This is a genomic window from Armatimonadota bacterium (assembly GCA_016789105.1).
Lineage (GTDB): Bacteria > Armatimonadota > Fimbriimonadia > Fimbriimonadales > Fimbriimonadaceae > UphvI-Ar2.
Window position 1 is genome coordinate 362,868 of record JAEURN010000006.1, and the last position, 17,399, is coordinate 380,266.

The following is a 17,399-nucleotide window of genomic DNA, read 5'->3' on the forward strand; positions in this document are numbered from 1 at the left end:
ACTACTTGGCCAAAGCAGCGATCCGGTCGGCCACTTCAATCGGGGTCAGCGCAAAGGTCTCGACGATAACGGCATCCTCGGCCAGCATGAGCGGGCTGTCTGCGCGGGTGTAGTCGCGGTGGTCTCGCTCCACCACCTCCTTCACCACTTCCTGCAGGCTAGGGGCTGAGGGGTGCACTGCTAGGTCGACCCAACGGCGGCGAGCGCGTTCTTCGATGCTCGCGGTTAAAAAGACTTTGACATCCGCGCCCGGGGCGACAACGGTTGTGACATCCCGACCTTCCAAAACCCAATTGCCCTCCCGGATGATCCGCTGTTGCGCGGCCACCAATTGCCGCCGGACTGGCGAGAAGGTGCTCAGCCGACTGGCCAACTGAGAAACTTCCAAGGTGCGGATCAATGAACCAACTTCCTCGCCATTCAGCAAGATTTCTGGCGGGCGGCCAGGCCCGAACCCGATTTCAATCTCATCCATCAACTGATCAATAGCCGAATCGTTTTCTGGGCTGACAGAACTACGCAATGCGGCTAAGGCGACAGCTCGGTACATCGCCCCCGTGTCCAAAATCTCCAGCCCCAAGCGGTCGGCAACCAGCCGCGCCACGGTTGATTTTCCTGCCCCAGCCGGGCCATCTATCGCAACAATCACCCTTGCCCCTCCAAGACAATCCCGCTGAGCTGCTCGAAATGGCGAGCAAACCCTGGGTAACTGGTGTCGATGGCGTGCGCGTTCTCGATCACCGTCTCTCCATGCGCTAGCGAACCGGCAATTGCAAACGCCATGCCGATCCGGTGATCGCCGGCACTGTCGACTTCGGCCCCCTGCAGCTGGGTCGGGCCCCGCACCACCATTCCGTCCGGCATGGCTTCGATATCGGCCCCCATGGCCGAAAGATACTGGGTGACCACGGCGATCCGGTCTGTTTCTTTCACTCGCAATTCCTGTGCGTCGCGGATGACGGTTGTGCCATCGCATTGCGTCGCCAAGACGGCGAGGACGGGGATTTCGTCAATCAAGCGCGGCACTAAGTCGCCTTGGATTGTGAACGCTGGCAACCGCCCGGGTGACTGGATTTTGAGGCGGCACACGGGTTCCCCCAATTCCTCGGTTTCTCCCGTAATGTCGATTGGTGACTCATTTCCAAACATGGCGCCGAGCAAATCCAAAACGCCCGTGCGGGAGGGATTGACCCCAAGCCCCTCGAATACGACTTCGGAACCTTCGTGGGCTAGAGCGGCGACCATCCAAAATGCCGCGCTGCTGATATCCCCGGGCACATCGAATTCAAATGCATCCCACTCTTGGCCCCCTTGCACCGAAGCGCTGTTCCCAACGCAATCGATTTGCACACCGAGGGCGGTGAGCATCCGCTCGGTGTGGTCTCGGCTCGGGAAAGGTTCCGTGACAGTGGTCTGGCCCGATGCCCGCAATCCCGCAAGCAAGATTGCGCTCTTGACCTGGGCGCTGGCCACCGGGCTGTGGTAGTCGATTGCCTCTAACCGGCTTCCCCGGATGCGGATCGGGGCGGTTTCGCCTTCGATTTCGGCCCCCATGCGGCGGAGTGGTTCGGCAACGCGTCCCATTGGCCGTTTGGCCAAGCTCGCGTCGCCAACCAAGGTGGCTTCGACGCCATCTCGACCCGCGAGGATCCCGCACAATAGCCGCATGGTCGTCCCACTATTGCCGCAATCCAAAGTGACGGGATGGCCAACCCAATCGTTGACCGCGCCAATGCGGACTTCGGTTTCCGATACCCGCTGAATCGATGCGCCGAGTGCCTCCAGGCAACCCAGGGTGGATTCGCAATCTTCGCCGGTCAGCGGGTGCTTGACGATTGAAATCCCTTGCCGCGCCAATGCAGCGAACATATAGGCCCGATGGGTCAGGGATTTGTCGCTGGGGGGGCGGATCGTCCCGCGAAAAGAACTGCAGGGTCGGACACTCAACCGGTGGGACATGGGATAGCCGCCCTTTTACCCTCCGACGGCCCGCTGAGACTTGCGGCCAAAGACCAACGGCACCCCCAAATCCTCAAACCGGGACCACGGGAAATCGATGGGGTCGTCCTTGCGGCCCTCTGGTTCGGCAATGAATTCGTGGCTTGTGATCTGGCGGATCGGATAGAAGTCGATGAGGGTCTGGCACAGGGCCCGGACGGCAGAAATCTGCTCGGGCGGATAAGGATCCTTGCCGTCGCCGACATTGACGATCTCAATCCCGATAGAGAAATTGTTTACGTTCTCGCGCCCCTTGTAGTCCTTGCTGGCCCCAGCATGCCAAGCCCGGTTCACACAGCTGACCATTTGCACGATCGATCCATCTTTGCCGACGGTGAAATGGGCGCTCACCTGGCTTTCCGGCATTGTGAACCACTTCACCGTTCCCGCCAGGTTCGGGCTGGCCGTGTGGTGCAAGACGATCGTATCGACAACGGCATCCTCTGGTCGGGCGTTGAAGTTCGGCGAATCCACCCAGGCCACGTTGTTCCGGCCTGGTGCGGTGAATTCAATCTGCTGGCTGAGGGCATTCCAATCGATCATTGCGACCCAAGCGAGTGCGGTAAACGGCACCATCTCCGCAGTTTATACTCATTTCCATGGAGATCGTCCGAACGCAAGTGATCCATTACGTGGAGGATATGGCGGCGGCCAAACGGTTCTACGTTGAAATCCTGGGGCTCAAAATCATCCAGGATGGGGGCCCCCACTGGCTTGAGCTCGATGCTGGTGGGACTTCCATCGCCTTGCACCCTGGTGGGACCCCAAGAGGGAGGGGGCGGACCGGTTTGTCTTTTGCCGTTGAGGACTTGGAGTCGGCAAGGGATGAAGTCAATGCGAGGGGTGCTGGTTTTGGCGAGGTCACCAACCCCCATCCAGGCGTCACCTTTTGCGAAGCCGCCGACCCCGACGGGAACCCGGTCTTCTTAAAACCTTCCCGTTGAAAGCCGGCTCATCACCGATTCAGTGCGGCCAAGACCTCGGCAGCATGGCCCGCTGGCTTGACCTTGTTCCAAACTTCTAGGATCCGGCCATCCGCGCCGACAAGATAGGTTGTTCTCTCCACACCCATGTACTTTTTGCCGTACATCGACTTTTCAACCCACAGTCCACAAGCCTCGATCAGAACTCTTTCTTCGTCGGCCAGGAGCGTCACGGCAAGGCCGTGTTTTTTTGCAAATTTTTGGTGGCTGACAACGCTATCGGGGCTGACACCAACCACCGGCACATCACCAAAATCTGGAATCGCGGCCGTGAACTCGCAAGCTTCCGTCGTGCACCCGCTGGTGTCGTCTTTAGGATAGAAATACACAACGTACGGTTTCCCTTCAAAATCCTTGTTCTGTTTTGTCGCGCCATTTTGGTCGGGAAGCGAAAACTGGGGGAATTGGTCGCCAGGTGCGGGCATGCTTTACTTTACGCCGCGCGGGTCGGCAAGGTCGTCAAATTTCGCCGATAAGGGGGCGTCCAACCGGTCTGACCCGTATCTCCGAGCCGACATGGAAACCGGATTGCGTCGAAACACCGCACTTCAGACACGCTCAACCCGATGCCAAATACCTCCATAACCAGGGCATCGTGCCCAATATTGGGGAAAGGTCAGGAAACAAGTCGCGGTCCTTAACTTGTTCTTAACAGTCCGACTATCATATACTCTGATTTGTGGGCCAAAGCCCGCAAAATCCTTTGTTCGAGCGATTCCATGAAGAAAGCGTTTACCCTCATTGAGTTGCTGGTCGTCATCGCGATCATCGCGATCCTGGCCGCAATCTTGTTCCCTGTCTTTGCGCAAGCCAAAATGGCCGCCAAAAAGACTCAATCCATCAGCAACACCAAGCAAGTGAACCTCGGCCTGTTGCTCTACCTGCCCGATTACGACGACCTGTATCCCCGCAACGACGACTGCATCCTGAACAGCTCGCTGAACGCCAAGTTCAACGGCCAGCCTGCAGGCACCAACCCGGCACCGTGGTGCAACGGCACCGGTTCGCCGGCCGGCCAAGGCACCTTTGCCTTCCGCGTCAACCACTACGGGTGGCAAAAGTGGGTTCTGCCCTACATCAAAAACATCGAGATGCTGCAAGACCCCGTCTTCACCAAAGACGCGTTCAGCTGGGATCCGATCGGTGAGCTCAATGGCGGCTACCAACTCAACGTGGCCATCACTGGTGCGTTGAACACCTGGAACACCCCCGCCCCGCACACCGGCAACTTCGCCTTCCGCGATAGCTGGCTTGGTGGTTCGCAAACCGCTGTCCCCAACACCGCCGGCGCCATGATCTTGATGATGGGCCCCTACAACCCGATCGTCCCGGCTTACAGCGCGGCTCCCAACGCCTCCAACCTCAACCACACGACGTACTACCCGCTCGCCCTCCAAGAGCACTGGTACGGGTACTTCTACAAAGCAGGCGGCACCGGCCCCTGCAACACCACGACGACCCTGCAACCGGCCGTCTCGCCCTACGGTAACGTGATCCCCATCGGCTACGTCGACGGCCACGTCAAGGTCATCGCCATCGGCGACTTCCTCGGCAAAACCCCGACGGCTGCCCAATTCGGCGCGACCACCACGGCATGCTTCGGCTACCCGACCCCCAACGGCGGCGTCCTGTCGAGCATCAACGGCACCAACGGCACCACCCCCAACCTCGGGACTGTCGGTTCCTGGCCGCTCTGGGGTCTGGAATAACCATGAAGAAACTCCTCCTGTTCGTGATTGCCTTGGGAATCCTCGGTGCCGCCATCGGCTGCACCGGTGAACCCACCGAAAGCGACAAGAAAGCGGCTGCCGACAACTTTGAGCAGCGCAACAGCACCGCCAAAGAAGGCGAAATCGGCCGCTAAGGGTCGGAGTTGAATCGACGGGGAGCCATCTGGCTCCCCGTTTTTTTTGTTGCTTCGGTCGAGTATCGTTCACCTATGATCTTGCAGGTCGACCACGAAGGGCACCCGCACCCCGACGCCTTGGTCTATTTCATTTTTGAAGGAGGCAACCTTCCACTCGAACTCCCTCTTGAAGCTGCGGCGGCGGCCAAACGGCCGGAATTCGGCGGAAAACTTGGGCAGGTCGCCGACTGTTTCCCACCCGAGGGGCCACGCATCGTTTTGGTGGGCTTGGGGCCGGAAGAAGGCCGCTCCGTCCTCTCCGTCCACAAGGCGGCTCTCAAACTTTCGCAATATGTCAATCGGGCCGAAGTGGATGCGACCCTCGTGACTGTCCCAGATTCCTTGGCCACCGCTTATTGGGGGCAAAATGTGGGCGTCGCGCTCAAACTTTCCAGTTTCAGTGCCAAACAGTTTCCTGGTACCCGGACCCCGTCGGATACAGCTGTGCGCTTTTCGATTAAATCGATGCAGGAAGATTTCGATAAGGGCCTCGGCCGGGGGATCGGCATCGGCGACGCCGTGAACTTTTGCCGGCGCATGGTAGGGACGCCGCCAAACATTGCCACACCCAGCTGGATGGCTGAAGAAGCCCGGCAACTCACCGACCGGGTCACGGGATTAACGCTCCGGGTCTTCCAAGGTCAGGATCTCATCGACGAGAGGCTTGCCGGGTTGACCACCGTTGGCAGGGCAAGCGCATCTCCCCCTTGCCTGATCCGGCTGGAATGGAACCCACCTTCGGCAACGGGTCAGAAGCCCGTTGTCCTGCTTGGGAAAACCATTACCTACGACACCGGGGGCCTCAGCATCAAAGGCAAAACCGCCATGCCCGGCATGAAGCACGACAAGGCCGGCGGCTGCGCCGTCCTTGCGACAATGCAGGCGGTTGCCGAAGTCATCCAGCCCCCGTTCCCCGTGGTTGCCTTGCTAACGGCTGCCGAGAACGCCGTCGATGCCAATAGTGTCCGGCCCGACGACGTCATAACCTATCGAAATGGCGTCACGGTCGAAATCACAAACACCGATGCCGAAGGCCGGTTGGTCTTGGCGGACGGTTTGTGCTGGGCGTGCGATGAAGAAGACCCAGACTGCATCGTCGACATCGCCACCCTAACCGGGGCCGTTGTCACGGCATTGGGGTGTGTATATGGTGGGATCTTCAGCGAAGCACCGGCGTTGGTTTCAGAACTGGTCGGCGCCGGCACCCGCAGCGGCGAAGAGGTTTGGCACCTTCCGGTCAACGATGCCTACCGGGAAATGATGAAAGGCACCGTCGCCGACCTGGTTAACAGCAATCCGAGCGGCATGGGGCCTTCCAGCATGGCGGCTGCCTTCCTCACCTGTTTCTGTCAGCCGCAAATTCCTTATGCCCACATCGACATGGCCGGCCTTGCCAGTTCAAAAAGGGACGACTTCACGACCGAGGGCCCAAGCGGATGGGGCGTTCGGCTATTGACGGAGTTCTTGTCGGCCCGGTGCGGGGCAAACTAGGGCCATGGCCACAGAATTCTCATTCGACATCGTCAGCGAAGTCGACCGGATGGAAGTCAAAAACGCGTTTCAGCAAGCTGTGAAGGAACTTGCCAACCGGTACGATTTCAAAGGATCTTCCGCCGCGATCGAGGAGTCCGGTAACGAAATCATCCTGACCGCCGAAGACGATTTCCGGCTCAGCCAAGTTCGCGACATCCTTTTCAGCAAACTGGTCAAACGAGAAATCAGCGCGAAAATGGTTGAATATGGGACGGTTGAACCAGCCAAGGGGATGACCGTGAGGCAGGCCGTGAGTTTCAAAGAAGGCCTGAAAATGGAAGAAGCCAAAGCCCTGAGCAAGATGATCAAGGATGAGAAGTTCAAAGTGAACTCCCAGGTGCAAGGGGAACAAGTCCGGGTTTCTGGCAAATCCAAAGACGACTTGCAAAAAGTCATGGCCTATGTCAAAGGGCTCGATTTGCCCTACGCCGTCAAGTTCACCAACTTCCGATGATGCAGAACTTGGCCTCAGGCCGTGGTTTCGCGCAAATGGTTGGGGTAGGATTCGGTTTGCCCCTGCGGGGGCGGTGACGACCCTATGCCTCCGATGAAGATTTTGGTCTGCGACGACGAGCGGCACATTGTCCGCTTGATCCAGGTGAACCTGGAGCGGGAAGGATTCAACGTGGTCACGGCCTACGACGGCAAAGACGGCCTTGAAAAAGTCAAGGCGGAAAAGCCGGACATGCTCGTCCTTGACGTCATGATGCCGTACATGGACGGATTCGAGGTCTTAAAAGCCTTGCGCAAAGACCCGGCTACAGAAAGCCTGCCCGTCATCATGCTCACCGCCAAAGCCCAGGATAAAGACGTTTTTGAGGGCTACCACTACGGCGCGGACATGTACCTGACCAAGCCGTTCAACCCCAAGGAACTGATCAGCTTCGTCAAGCGGATCGCCCACGGTGGCAACGATGGCGGCGGCGGTAGCCGATACGACCTCTAAGAAAAATATTCCAATGAAACGGCGGGGCCATAATGCCCCGCCGTTTCTCTTTGTCACGAGCACTGGCACGCGCCTTGCGGATAAGATAAGTCCCAAGCCTTGGGGAAACCGATGATCTACCTGCTCACACACCTGGATTTCGGCATGATCGACACCGCCAAAAACCTTTTTGAGCTTTTTGGCAAGGCCACTCCGGCAGTCTATGCGGCCGTACCGTCCATTTTGGGGATTGTCTTGTTCCTTTGGCTCCGCAAGGGTTCCCAGCCTCATTTGCGGTGGATTGCCACGATTCCGCTCGTCATCGGCCTTATCCTCGGCATCTTTGCGTGGATGCTCCTTGGCGACACGGTTTATATGGCGATGACCTTGCCGGGGCCCAAGACCGAACTGATCTATCGCGCCGTCCCAATCATCCCCATCGTTGCCGGGATTGCGATGTTTATCATGGATCGGTTTGTCGGGCAAACGGCAAAATCCGAGCTCTAACCCAATCCATGGGCCGGGCCGGGCCGCAGTTGCAGACTATTCACGAAAATTATTCCAACCATATTCACAAATCTGTGATATGATGACTGACATCTTGTGATTACGAATTCACAAGCCGGATGAGACGCCGTACAGGCCAATGAGGGTCACGCAGCAAGATATCGCAAGAATGGCTGAAGTCAGCCAGGCCACGGTGAGCCGGGTGCTCGCCGGGGATGAGCGTGTCGAACCCGATACCCGCACCCGTGTCCTGGCCGTTATGCAAACGGCCAATTACCGGCCGGATGTCCGCGCCCAGTCCCTCCGCAAAAAGCGCACGCAACTCATAGGGATCGTGCTCAAGCGCGAGTCGGGCGACATCTCAGACGACCCGTTCGTTTCTGCCCTCATCACCGAAATCACGCAGTCGCTTGCGGACACCGGATACCACCTGTGTATCGACGTCGCTTCTTCTTCAGACCATCAAAGCCGGGTTTATGACGACCTCTTGCGAACTCGCCGGGTCGATGGCTTGGTCTTGCTGGAGCCTGAATCTGATGACCCCCGTCTGGCCAGGCTAAATTCGGACAAATTCCCGTTCGTCGTGATCGGCAACCCACGGGTGGCCGCCTGGCACAGTGTGGACAACGACAACGTAATGGCCGGGCGGATGGCCACGCTCCACCTGATTGATGAGGGGCACCGGGACATCATGTTCCTCAGCGGTCCCCAAGGGGTCGCCGTTTCGCAGGATCGGATCACCGGTTACGAAATGGCCATGCGCCAACACAACCTTTCTCCACGGGTTGTCACCAGCAACTTTGGCCATGAGGCGGCCTATTGCCAAACCACTGAGATCATCGATTCCGGACGGATGCCCGAAGCCATGCTCGTCATGGACGACTACATGGCAACTGGGGTGATCCGCGCCTGCGTCCAGCACCAAATTCAAATCCCTGGCGATTTGGCCCTGGCTTCATTCAACAATTCCATGGTCTGCCAGCTCTTGCCCCATGGGCTCACAAGCGTCAACATGAACCTGCCGATCCTGATCGCCCAGGCCGTCAAGAAGCTCATCCACCTGATTGAGGCTAAGGATGCTGTCGAGCCGAGCCGCTATGTGGTGCCGTGCGAACTCGTCGTAAGGGGTTCTTCCCGCCGGAGGGCACACCTCTCATGATCGCCCTCGCCCTTTCCGCCATCCTGGCTTCTTCCCAGTCTTTTGGGCATGAATTCGTATACACGAACAGTGCCGCCTCCAAGGTCAATTTAGCTGGGAGCTTCAACGGCTGGAACAAAGAGACCGACCCCATGGCGCGAGATGCCGACGGCAAAACCTGGCGCATTACCAAGCAACTGGGGATTGGAGAGCATCAATACAAGTTCGTTATTGATGGCGAAACGTGGGTTACAGATCCTAACGCCAAGAGTGTCGATGACGGCAATGGCCACACCAACTCCCTGCTCCTGCTGGTGCCAGACGATTTTTCCAAGCCGGCCAAATACAACGACAGCATCATCACCAAAAGCGTTTTGGGGCACGACGCCGGCAAGGGAGGATTAGTTTACGACCCCGCAACTAAACGCGCCAGGTTCTTGTTCACCACCCGAAAAGGGGATGTCGCTTCCGTGCGTCTTTTGATCGAAGGGAAAAGCGTTGCGATGTACCGCGTTGGCGGAGATTCGATGACCGACCTCTTCTCCGCTTCTTCCGTGGTCAAAACCCCGCAAGCCGTGACCTACAGCTTTTTGGCTGTCGATGGCCGGGAGTCACGGGCGTTCAAGCCGGTGACCCCGGTCGATGCCCGCCAATATTCCGATGTCCCTGTCCCCAAATGGGCTCAACGGTCGGTCTTTTACCAAATCTTCCCTGATCGATTTGCCAACGGCAACCCGGGGAACGATCCTGCCGGAACAATCCCGTGGGGTGGCAAGCCGGAATATTTCAACTTCATGGGTGGCGACTTCGCTGGAGTCCGCCAGCATATGGATTACCTGTCTCAATTGGGCATCTCGGGAATCTATTTCAATCCCGTGTTCAAAGGGCCGAGCAACCATGGCTACGAGACGACCGACTACAAGCTCATCGAACCGCGGCTCGGCACTAACGAAGAATTCTCGTCCCTGACCCGCGACCTCCGCAAGCGCGGCATCGCCACCGTGCTCGATGGCGTGTTCAACCATACATCGGTCGACTTTTTTGCGTTCAAGGAAATCCGCGACCTCGGCGCCAAGGCAAAAACCCTCGATTGGTACACAATCCGGTCCTTTCCCGTAGAAGTCAAAGAGAACCCTAACTACGAAGCTTGGTTCGGTTTCCCTAGCATGCCAAAGCTCCACGTCATGAACCCGGACACGACCAAATACCTCCTGTCCGTTTTGGACTATTGGAACGACAACGCCGATATTGCCGGCTGGCGACTGGACGTGGCAAACGAAGTCCCCCAACCTTTCTGGCGGCTCTTTAGGAGCCATCTGAAAGAAATCCGCAGCGATGCATGGGTGATCGGGGAGAACTGGGGCGACAGCTCCCAATGGCTCAAAGGCGACCAATGGGATAGCGCCATGAACTACCCGATGCGCGAGGCCATCTTGCAACACATCGCGTTGGGCAGCAACAAGCCGAGCCAGTTTTTGGATCAAATCATGCGGGTGTATCTGCTTTATGGGCCAAATGTGAGCAACAACATGCTCAATTCGCTCAGCACCCACGACACCCCGAGGTTTCGGTTCCTTGCCAAAGAGAGCGATGCCCTTGCCCGCATGGGAGCGGTCGCATTGTTTTCAGTTCCGGGAGTCCCGTGCATCTACTACGGCGATGAAATTGGCATGACCGGGGGGCCCGACCCCGACAACCGCCGGGGAATGGACTGGGGCAAAGCCGTTCCCAGTAACCCAACTTTCCTCCTCTATCAAAAGCTTGCGGCCGCCCGCACCGCATGCCCAGCCCTTCAATATGGCGAACCAATCCCCTTGTTCGCCGACGATCCCAAACAGGTTTCCGCATTCGCCCGAGTGGCGGGAGCGGATGTCGCCATCGCCTGCTTCAACCGGTCCGACAAGATCCAAACGGTGGAATTTGTCGTCAAACCGGGGGGGCAAGCCCCGTCCAAACCGCTGGTCGATGTTGTTTCCGGAAAGGCTTTGAATGTCTCACGGAACGGCCGCCTTCGGATCAGCCTTCCTGCACAAACCGCCATCTTGGCGGTTCCGCAGGGGCAAACCGCCCCAAAAGGGCGGCCGCAAACACAAAACACCTGGTGATTCCAACATGAAACAACGTGCATTTACATTGATCGAACTGCTGGTGGTCATTGCGATCATCGCCATCCTCGCCGCCATCCTCTTCCCCGTCTTTGCCCAAGCCAAATTGGCGGCCAAAAAGACGGCGATTATCAGCAACATGAAGCAAAACGGGACGGCCCTCATGATCTACCTGTCGGACTACGACGACATGATCCCCTTGAAGGCCATCATCGGCTACGATGCAACCAACCCGGCACTGACCTGGGATAAGCAAATTCAGCCCTACATGAAGAACTATTCCCTGTTGAATAGTCCAGAAGACAGTCGGCCGAAATATGACACGCCCTTCGGAAAGACCCGGCGGAGCGTGGCCATCGCCCACAACTACTTCCGCGGCGTGCAAGTCAACGACGCCTGGGGCTGGGGCACCACCCTTCACCGCGCCGGGATCAGTGGAACCTACGCTCCAGATCCGGCAGGCACCGTCATGTTTGGCTTGAAACCGCAACCGGCCTACACCGACCCCACGATCTACAACAAGATCGAATGGCAAGATGGGCACGGGATGTACACAACCCGCCGCAACAACATGAAATCTTCGGACCCCCGCGCACAATACGGGGAAATCATGGCCACTTATGGTGAAGGCACCGTGTGGACATATGCCGATTCCCACGCCAAATTCATGAAAGTCAACGGCTTTGCCGGAGACGGTACGCCTCACGGTTACCTGATCCCCGGATACAAGGAAGGGGCGTTCGGTTCGGTCAACGACCCGTACTGGGATAAAGGGATCGTTTGTCTGGACTGGCCCTGGAGCGTCAACGATCCAGAAGGCGCTTGCAAGATCCCGGGTGAATGAGAAGGATATGAAGAAAGAACTGCCCCCTGCAGCCATCGTTGGAATCGCCATTGTTGCGCTGGTGGCGATCGTCGGCGGAGGATTGGCGTACTTCAATAAAACAACGAGCACCTCTGAAGATCCAACCCTAGTCCAAAAGCAGTTGGAGTTCGAACGCTCCAAACGCCCGGGTGGTGGAGCAGAGACACAAAACTCCGGCAACGGGTCGATTGCCCCCCAAGGTTTCTCGCCGGGGCGGGAATCGGAAATGGAAGCCCGCCAAAAGGGGCACAACTAATCGCAAGGAGGGGCCGACACCAAAGTCGGCCCCTCCTTCGGTATTGCCGTTCGCAAGGCGTACAATAAAGGTATGTCCAGCCTGGTCGAAGCCGACTTTGCCCCTGGGATCGGGATGACCACCACCCAGGCCCCGTTCATTGAAAAGGCCCGCGAACAGGGCGAGCTCTACATCGTCCAGCCCTATTCTCTTTATTCTGAAGAAAACCACGAGACTTGGCGGCAGCTTTACCACCGCATGCTTCCCCAATGGGAAAAGTATGCGAACGAGCACTTCTTGAAAGGGATCGCCAACCTGTGCTTGAACCCCGACCGCGTTCCCCGGTTGGATGACGTCAACAAATTCCTTAACCCGCTTACCGGGTTCAGCGCAAAGCCGGTTAGCGGCTACGTTCCGGCATTCCAATTCTTCGACTGCCTGCGCAACCGCGACTTTCCCACCACCATCACAATGCGGATGCTCTCCAAGCTCGACTATCTGCCAGAGCCGGACATCTTCCACGACATTGCCGGGCATGTACCCATGCACACAGACAAAGCCTTTGCCGACACGCTGGTCAAATTCGGCGAATGCGCCCACACCGCCGCGATGATCGCCAAGGACATCAAGGACAAAGAAACCCAGCACCGCAAGCTTGCCAGCATCATCAAGGCTATGGCGCGGTTCTTTTGGTTCACCATCGAATTCGGCCTGATGAACGACAGCAAAGGCGGTGGGCTTAAAGCCTACGGCAGCGGGCTGCTCAGCAGTTTCGGCGAGTTGGAATACAGCCTGACCTCACCCGAGGTCCAGCGCTACCCCGTTCAACTGGAGTGGGTGGTCAACCAGTATTTTGAAATCGATTCCTACCAGCCGCTGCTGTTCGTCGTCGACAGCTTCGACCACCTCTTTTCACTGGTCGACGAGTTGGAAAAGTGGATGAAAGAGGGCAAGCTCGACAATGTAGCCTTTGGCGAACCCGGGGTGGGTGACGAGGACATCGACAGCTTTTTGGAAAGCTAAACCCGTTGCTTGAACTCTGGGGGCGTGAACCGCTCGCTCACGTCTTGCGTGGAAGGACGTGAAAATTCGCTTTGGAGGACAACGTCGTTGACGACCTCTTTCAATTGGGCGACTTCACCCTTCAAGGCTTGGATTTCCGCATGGGTCTGCCGGGCGTTTGCGTCAACCCACTGCGCCAGTTCCGGGTTCCCGCCCCGGTGCCGGGCTTCCACAATCCGGCGGACTTGGCTCAAGATGATCCATGTCATCAGCACAAGCGTGCTACCCCCGAAAAAGACGACTCCCATGATCCAGTCGTTGTCTTGAACCTGGGCCAACAGGAACGGCATTCGATCATCCATTTGCATCAGACTCCCCGATCCTTTGTTGGAGGTCGCGTCGGGCGAGCGGCCTCAAATCGTCCAAATCCAGGGCCTGCTGATGCATTGAAGCTCTCAACTGCGCCACTTCCGCCCGCAGCGACTGCAACTCATGCATGAGTGCGGCTTGTGATTGGTGGTCTCCCTGCCCTTGGTGGATCAACTCGGCCATTTTCCGTTGGTGAGAGGTCAGGATCGCCACAATGGGGATCCCAAACGTCAGGGCGATTGCAAGCAGGGGGATGAGTTCTCCAGGCACGATTTGCTCCAATAGTACCGGGAATGGCGACCCCTGCGGTCCCTGCTGGCCAATATCGAAGGCGCTTGCGGTCGCCACTCTGGCCGGGGTCGCCGTTGTTTGCCCGTTGCCGATACATTACACGAACTACTTGATTTCCTGAAGCCTGTTGGGACTATTTCTAATTTTTTCAGATTAGTTTTTCAGAAATTTTGATCTCTTTTGCTCATTTCCATATGGTTTCTAATTTAACCCGACCCTCATAAATGGCCTTGCCGACGATCACCGCCTCACAACCGGTTCCGGCCAGTTCTGCCAAATCCTCTGGGCCGGACACCCCTCCGCTTGCGATGATCGGCACCCGCATCTGATCGACCCATTCCCTCACCATTCCGATATTGGGGCCCTCCAGCATCCCATCCGTGGCGATATCGGTCACCACGAACCGCCGGCACCCGAGCCCAGCCAACTGGTGCCCCAAGTCGAGTCCTCTGATTCCGGAAACTTCCCCCCAACCGTGGGTGGAAACGAGGCCGGACTTCATGTCGATCCCGGCTACCAAGGCTTCGCCGAATTCGCCGATCCATCCGGCCGCCTCCTGCAGGTTTGCCACCAACCGCGAACCGACCACGACCCGGTCTGCCCCCCACTCCAGGGCCTTCAGGAAATCCTCTCGGGTACGGATCCCCCCGCCCCACTGGATTCTTAGGTCAGTTTTTTGGCGAACGCGCCGCAGGATTTCCAAGTTGCGCGGACCGCCGGCTTTGGCCCCGTCCAGGTCGACCATGTGGATCCAGGGCGCCCCGTGGGTTTGGAATCTCTGCGCCATGTGGGCCGGGTCGGGGTCATAAATGGTCTTTTGAGCATAGTCGCCCTGGCGCAACCGAACCGCCTGGCCATCGATCAGGTCGATTGCAGGAATCGCCAGCACGTCAGATCACACCTTTGGTGCTGCTGACCCCGGGGCGCTCCACCGCGCGGGTTGCCCGGTGGAGCGCAACGCCAAAGCCCTTGAAAAGGGCCTCGCACAAATGGTGTTCGTTGAAACCGGCCTCTTGGCGGATGTGCAGGGTGATGCCCGAATGCGCCGTCAGCGCGCGGAAGAACTCCCGGATGCATTCGGTGCTGAGTTCTCCCAGCATTTCCCGCATAAAAGTGGCCTCAAATCCCAAAAAGGCACGGCCGCTGATGTCCATGGCGACGAGCATCAAAGCATCATCCATCGGGGCATGGAGGCTGCCAAACCGTTCCACCGGGGACATACCGAGGGCCGACTTGATTGCCTGACCCAAGGCTATGCCCACATCTTCGACCGTGTGGTGGTCGTCAACGGCCAGGTCGCCTTGGCAACTGATCTGCAAGCCAAACCGGCCGTGGAAGGCGAACTGCTCCAGCATGTGGTCCAAAAACCCGATCCCGGTTTCAATCTGGGTTCCCGTTGCCCGGTCGAGGTTGAGGGCCACGCTGATCTGGGTTTCTGCCGTTTCTCGCCGGATCTCTGCCGTACGGTCAGGGTGGGTTGCCGCCATCAATCCAGTTTAGTCCCCCCAGATCGTGGGTCTAGGTTCAAATCCGTGCATCCCCCACCAACGACCCCGCGTATACTATTCGGCACGCGAGGCCACAAGAAACAATGGGTATCTGGGACAAGATCAAAGGCGAATTCATCGACATCATCGAGTGGACGGACGATTCAACCGACACGATGGTCTACCGGTTTGAACGTCATGGCAATGAGATCAAGTACGGAGCCAAACTCACGGTCCGGGAAAGCCAGGTGGCGGTTTTTGTCGACGAGGGCCAGTTCGCCGATGTGTTCACCCCCGGGATGTACACGCTTGAAACAAGCAACCTCCCCATCCTCAGCACTTTGAAAGGCTGGAAGTACGGCTTCAATTCGCCATTCAAAAGCGAAGTCTATTTTGTCAACACCAAGCGGTTCAACGACCAGAAATGGGGGACGATGAACCCCATCATGATGCGCGACGCCGATTTTGGCATGGTTCGGGTGCGGGCATTTGGCACCTATGCCATGCGCGTCAAGGACGCCAAGACCTTTTTGCAAGAGGTTGTGGGCACCAATTGGCAGTTCACAACCGATGAAATCGCGACGCAAATCCGCAATTACATCGTCAGCGGATTTGCCGAAGCGGTCTCGCAAACCCAGATGCCGGTTCTCGACCTCTACAGCCACTATGACGACATGGGTTCGAACCTGACCAAACTCATGTCGCCGAAAATCGAGGCTCTCGGCATCGAACTCATCGACCTCATGATCGAAAATGTTTCGGTCCCGCCCGAAGTCGAACAGGCGATCGACACTCGGTCCAAGATGGGTGCAGTTGGCAATTTGGACAACTACATGAAGTTCCAAGCCGCCGACGCCATGGTCAAGGGGGCCGAGAATCCGGGAGGGATGGGCGGGATCGGCGCCCAAATGGCCGCAGGCATGATGATGGGGCAACAAATGGGTGGGATGATGGCGCCGCCGGCCGCCCAGGCCCCAGCACCTCCACCCGCAGGAGCCGGGGCCCCGCCTCCAGCCCCGACAGGCCCGCAGTACCACATGGCGGTCAACGGCCAACAATATGGCCCCTACGGTTTGGAACAGATCAGCCAGTTTGTCAAAGAGGGCCGTATCCAGCCGGATTCCATGCTGTGGACCAATGGAATGGCGAACTGGCAAGCCGCTTCGACCATCGACGGGATCAAGGATCTGTTTGCCGCTACCCCGCCCCCGCCTCCAGCCCCACCCGCAGGCTAAGGCGAGGATAGCAGCACCTTATGGCCGACCAACGGTATCCGTGCGCCCAATGCGGGGCGCAATTGGTGTTCACGCCCGGCACAACCCAAATGAAGTGCCCCTATTGCGGGCATGAAGAAGACGTCCCAGCCAGTCTGGAGCAAATCGAAGAACTGGACTTTCACCAGTTTTTGGCAACGCACCAGCCGGTTTCTTCCCTCGAGCCAGACCGGGTCCTCCACTGCAACCAGTGTGGGGCCCAGTTCACGTGGCCCGAAAACCGGGAATCTGGCTCCTGCCCGTTTTGCGGCAGCAACGTGGTCGTCCCGGCCAACCCGGAAAGCCGCATCGAACCCCGGTCGGTGCTTCCCTTTGCCATCGACCTGAAGGCGGCAAGGGTCAAATTCAAAGACTGGATCGGTAGCCGGTTTTGGGCACCGAACAATCTCAAAGCGTTGGCTTTGGTCGAAAACGGCCTCAACGGTTGCTACATCCCCTATTGGACATACGACACATTTGCCACCACCGCCTACACCGGAATGCGGGGCGAACATTACTACGAAACCGAATACTACACCGACTCAGACGGAAACCAACAAAGCCGCCAAGTGCAGCGGACGCGGTGGTATCCGGCAAGCGGCGTTGTGTTCAACGATTTCGATGATGTCTTGGTCTTGGCCAGCCAACACCTCCCACCCCGATACGCCCAGGCCATGGATAGCTGGAACTTGGGCAGCCTAGCCCCCTACGATGCAAAGTTCTTGAGCGGCTTCGTCGCCATGCGATACGACATCGGCTTGGAGCAGGGGTTTGAAGTTGCCAAGCAAATCATGGATCCAAC

At 57.9% G+C, this 17,399-nt stretch carries 22 protein-coding genes; 14 read left to right on the forward strand and 8 right to left on the reverse strand.

The genetic code is table 11. The features are described 5' to 3' along the window. Window position 1: 1 nt before the first annotated feature. Genes JNM28_07455 through JNM28_07465 form a run of 3 tightly spaced genes read right to left on the reverse strand, consistent with a single transcriptional unit; the run spans window position 2 to window position 2,574 of the window. On the reverse strand, window positions 2-649 hold the full coding sequence (locus JNM28_07455) for a (d)CMP kinase (GenBank protein MBL8068270.1): 648 nt from the start codon (window positions 647-649) through the stop codon (window positions 2-4). Beyond that, window positions 646-1,959, reverse strand: a complete 1,314-nt coding sequence (aroA, locus tag JNM28_07460; GenBank protein MBL8068271.1) for a 3-phosphoshikimate 1-carboxyvinyltransferase — start codon at window positions 1,957-1,959, stop codon at window positions 646-648. Before aroA ends, JNM28_07455 begins: the two co-directional genes overlap by 4 nt. A 15-nt stretch (window positions 1,960-1,974) precedes the next feature. Further along, entirely contained in the window at window positions 1,975-2,574 is a 600-nt protein-coding gene (locus JNM28_07465; protein MBL8068272.1) for an N-acetylmuramoyl-L-alanine amidase, read from the reverse strand. Window positions 2,575-2,597: 23 nt separating this feature from the next. On the opposite strand from JNM28_07465, the gene JNM28_07470 reads away from it, so the two are divergent. Beyond that, window positions 2,598-2,942 carry a VOC family protein gene (locus JNM28_07470; protein ID MBL8068273.1) on the forward strand — a complete coding sequence of 115 codons (345 nt, stop codon included), beginning with the start codon at window positions 2,598-2,600 and terminating at the stop codon, window positions 2,940-2,942. An 11-nt stretch (window positions 2,943-2,953) separates the two neighbouring features. Here JNM28_07470 and JNM28_07475 read toward each other — a convergent pair whose 3' ends face one another. Beyond that, a complete protein-coding gene (locus JNM28_07475; protein ID MBL8068274.1) occupies window positions 2,954-3,406 on the reverse strand; it encodes a peroxiredoxin in 453 nt (150 codons plus the stop codon). Window positions 3,407-3,700: 294 nt separating this feature from the next. On the opposite strand from JNM28_07475, the gene JNM28_07480 reads away from it, so the two are divergent. From JNM28_07480 to JNM28_07530, 11 genes are all read left to right on the forward strand, one after another. Next, window positions 3,701-4,690 carry a prepilin-type N-terminal cleavage/methylation domain-containing protein gene (locus JNM28_07480; protein MBL8068275.1) on the forward strand — a complete coding sequence of 330 codons (990 nt, stop codon included), beginning with the start codon at window positions 3,701-3,703 and terminating at the stop codon, window positions 4,688-4,690. 2 nt (window positions 4,691-4,692) lie between these two features. Continuing rightward, on the forward strand, window positions 4,693-4,845 hold the full coding sequence (locus tag JNM28_07485; GenBank protein MBL8068276.1) for a hypothetical protein: 153 nt from the start codon (window positions 4,693-4,695) through the stop codon (window positions 4,843-4,845). A gap of 75 nt (window positions 4,846-4,920) precedes the next feature. Further along, window positions 4,921-6,378 (forward strand): leucyl aminopeptidase family protein, encoded by a 1,458-nt coding sequence (locus JNM28_07490; GenBank protein MBL8068277.1) that lies wholly within the window; start codon window positions 4,921-4,923, stop codon window positions 6,376-6,378. Window positions 6,379-6,382: 4 nt separating this feature from the next. Beyond that, window positions 6,383-6,874 carry a YajQ family cyclic di-GMP-binding protein gene (locus JNM28_07495; GenBank protein ID MBL8068278.1) on the forward strand — a complete coding sequence of 164 codons (492 nt, stop codon included), beginning with the start codon at window positions 6,383-6,385 and terminating at the stop codon, window positions 6,872-6,874. Between the two features lie 84 nt (window positions 6,875-6,958). Further along, window positions 6,959-7,366 carry a response regulator gene (locus JNM28_07500; GenBank protein MBL8068279.1) on the forward strand — a complete coding sequence of 136 codons (408 nt, stop codon included), beginning with the start codon at window positions 6,959-6,961 and terminating at the stop codon, window positions 7,364-7,366. A gap of 111 nt (window positions 7,367-7,477) precedes the next feature. After that, window positions 7,478-7,852 (forward strand): hypothetical protein, encoded by a 375-nt coding sequence (locus JNM28_07505; protein ID MBL8068280.1) that lies wholly within the window; start codon window positions 7,478-7,480, stop codon window positions 7,850-7,852. Between the two features lie 169 nt (window positions 7,853-8,021). After that, complete coding sequence (locus JNM28_07510; protein MBL8068281.1) at window positions 8,022-9,011, forward strand: LacI family DNA-binding transcriptional regulator; 990 nt, start codon at window positions 8,022-8,024, stop codon at window positions 9,009-9,011. Next, a complete protein-coding gene (locus tag JNM28_07515; GenBank protein ID MBL8068282.1) occupies window positions 9,008-11,095 on the forward strand; it encodes a hypothetical protein in 2,088 nt (695 codons plus the stop codon). Before JNM28_07510 ends, JNM28_07515 begins: the two co-directional genes overlap by 4 nt. Window positions 11,096-11,102: 7 nt before the next feature. Continuing rightward, window positions 11,103-11,939 carry a prepilin-type N-terminal cleavage/methylation domain-containing protein gene (locus JNM28_07520; protein ID MBL8068283.1) on the forward strand — a complete coding sequence of 279 codons (837 nt, stop codon included), beginning with the start codon at window positions 11,103-11,105 and terminating at the stop codon, window positions 11,937-11,939. A gap of 7 nt (window positions 11,940-11,946) precedes the next feature. Continuing rightward, window positions 11,947-12,216, forward strand: a complete 270-nt coding sequence (locus JNM28_07525; GenBank protein MBL8068284.1) for a hypothetical protein — start codon at window positions 11,947-11,949, stop codon at window positions 12,214-12,216. A 72-nt stretch (window positions 12,217-12,288) separates the two neighbouring features. Then, the gene (locus JNM28_07530; protein MBL8068285.1) at window positions 12,289-13,218 is read left to right on the forward strand and encodes a phenylalanine 4-monooxygenase; all 930 of its coding nucleotides are present in this window, start codon (window positions 12,289-12,291) and stop codon (window positions 13,216-13,218) included. Here the strand turns inward: JNM28_07530 and JNM28_07535 are convergent. The 4 genes from JNM28_07535 to hisB all read right to left on the reverse strand — a co-directional run bounded on the left by JNM28_07535 (window position 13,215) and on the right by hisB (window position 15,344). Beyond that, complete coding sequence (locus tag JNM28_07535) at window positions 13,215-13,559, reverse strand: hypothetical protein (protein MBL8068286.1); 345 nt, start codon at window positions 13,557-13,559, stop codon at window positions 13,215-13,217. The two genes, JNM28_07530 and JNM28_07535, sit on opposite strands and share 4 nt — an antisense overlap. Next, complete coding sequence (locus JNM28_07540) at window positions 13,552-13,836, reverse strand: hypothetical protein (protein ID MBL8068287.1); 285 nt, start codon at window positions 13,834-13,836, stop codon at window positions 13,552-13,554. Before JNM28_07540 ends, JNM28_07535 begins: the two co-directional genes overlap by 8 nt. Window positions 13,837-14,041: 205 nt before the next feature. Next, window positions 14,042-14,746 carry a 1-(5-phosphoribosyl)-5-[(5-phosphoribosylamino)methylideneamino]imidazole-4-carboxamide isomerase gene (gene hisA, locus JNM28_07545; protein ID MBL8068288.1) on the reverse strand — a complete coding sequence of 235 codons (705 nt, stop codon included), beginning with the start codon at window positions 14,744-14,746 and terminating at the stop codon, window positions 14,042-14,044. Between the two features lies 1 nt (window position 14,747). Then, on the reverse strand, window positions 14,748-15,344 hold the full coding sequence (hisB, locus tag JNM28_07550; protein MBL8068289.1) for an imidazoleglycerol-phosphate dehydratase HisB: 597 nt from the start codon (window positions 15,342-15,344) through the stop codon (window positions 14,748-14,750). A gap of 104 nt (window positions 15,345-15,448) precedes the next feature. Here hisB and JNM28_07555 point away from each other — a divergent pair, with 104 nt between their 5' ends. Beyond that, a complete protein-coding gene (locus JNM28_07555) occupies window positions 15,449-16,579 on the forward strand; it encodes an SPFH domain-containing protein (GenBank protein ID MBL8068290.1) in 1,131 nt (376 codons plus the stop codon). Window positions 16,580-16,599: 20 nt separating this feature from the next. Then, window positions 16,600-17,399, forward strand: an 800-nt coding sequence (locus tag JNM28_07560; protein MBL8068291.1) for a hypothetical protein, incomplete at its 3' end; no start/stop codon positions are given.

Excerpts from the sequence above, each read along its gene's own strand:
- aroA (MBL8068271.1), bottom strand. The coding sequence starts at position 1,959 with ATGTCCCACCGGTTGAGTGTCCGACCCTGCAGTTCTTTTCGCGGGACG.
- JNM28_07465 (MBL8068272.1), bottom strand. The coding sequence starts at position 2,574 with ATGGTGCCGTTTACCGCACTCGCTTGGGTCGCAATGATCGATTGGAAT.
- JNM28_07470 (MBL8068273.1), top strand. The coding sequence starts at position 2,598 with ATGGAGATCGTCCGAACGCAAGTGATCCATTACGTGGAGGATATGGCG.
- JNM28_07475 (MBL8068274.1), bottom strand. The coding sequence starts at position 3,406 with ATGCCCGCACCTGGCGACCAATTCCCCCAGTTTTCGCTTCCCGACCAA.
- JNM28_07480 (MBL8068275.1), top strand. The coding sequence starts at position 3,701 with ATGAAGAAAGCGTTTACCCTCATTGAGTTGCTGGTCGTCATCGCGATC.
- JNM28_07485 (MBL8068276.1), top strand. The coding sequence starts at position 4,693 with ATGAAGAAACTCCTCCTGTTCGTGATTGCCTTGGGAATCCTCGGTGCC.
- JNM28_07490 (MBL8068277.1), top strand. The coding sequence starts at position 4,921 with ATGATCTTGCAGGTCGACCACGAAGGGCACCCGCACCCCGACGCCTTG.
- JNM28_07495 (MBL8068278.1), top strand. The coding sequence starts at position 6,383 with ATGGCCACAGAATTCTCATTCGACATCGTCAGCGAAGTCGACCGGATG.
- JNM28_07500 (MBL8068279.1), top strand. The coding sequence starts at position 6,959 with ATGCCTCCGATGAAGATTTTGGTCTGCGACGACGAGCGGCACATTGTC.
- JNM28_07505 (MBL8068280.1), top strand. The coding sequence starts at position 7,478 with ATGATCTACCTGCTCACACACCTGGATTTCGGCATGATCGACACCGCC.
- JNM28_07510 (MBL8068281.1), top strand. The coding sequence starts at position 8,022 with ATGGCTGAAGTCAGCCAGGCCACGGTGAGCCGGGTGCTCGCCGGGGAT.
- JNM28_07515 (MBL8068282.1), top strand. The coding sequence starts at position 9,008 with ATGATCGCCCTCGCCCTTTCCGCCATCCTGGCTTCTTCCCAGTCTTTT.
- JNM28_07520 (MBL8068283.1), top strand. The coding sequence starts at position 11,103 with ATGAAACAACGTGCATTTACATTGATCGAACTGCTGGTGGTCATTGCG.
- JNM28_07525 (MBL8068284.1), top strand. The coding sequence starts at position 11,947 with ATGAAGAAAGAACTGCCCCCTGCAGCCATCGTTGGAATCGCCATTGTT.
- JNM28_07530 (MBL8068285.1), top strand. The coding sequence starts at position 12,289 with ATGTCCAGCCTGGTCGAAGCCGACTTTGCCCCTGGGATCGGGATGACC.
- JNM28_07535 (MBL8068286.1), bottom strand. The coding sequence starts at position 13,559 with ATGGATGATCGAATGCCGTTCCTGTTGGCCCAGGTTCAAGACAACGAC.
- hisB (MBL8068289.1), bottom strand. The coding sequence starts at position 15,344 with ATGGCGGCAACCCACCCTGACCGTACGGCAGAGATCCGGCGAGAAACG.
- JNM28_07555 (MBL8068290.1), top strand. The coding sequence starts at position 15,449 with ATGGGTATCTGGGACAAGATCAAAGGCGAATTCATCGACATCATCGAG.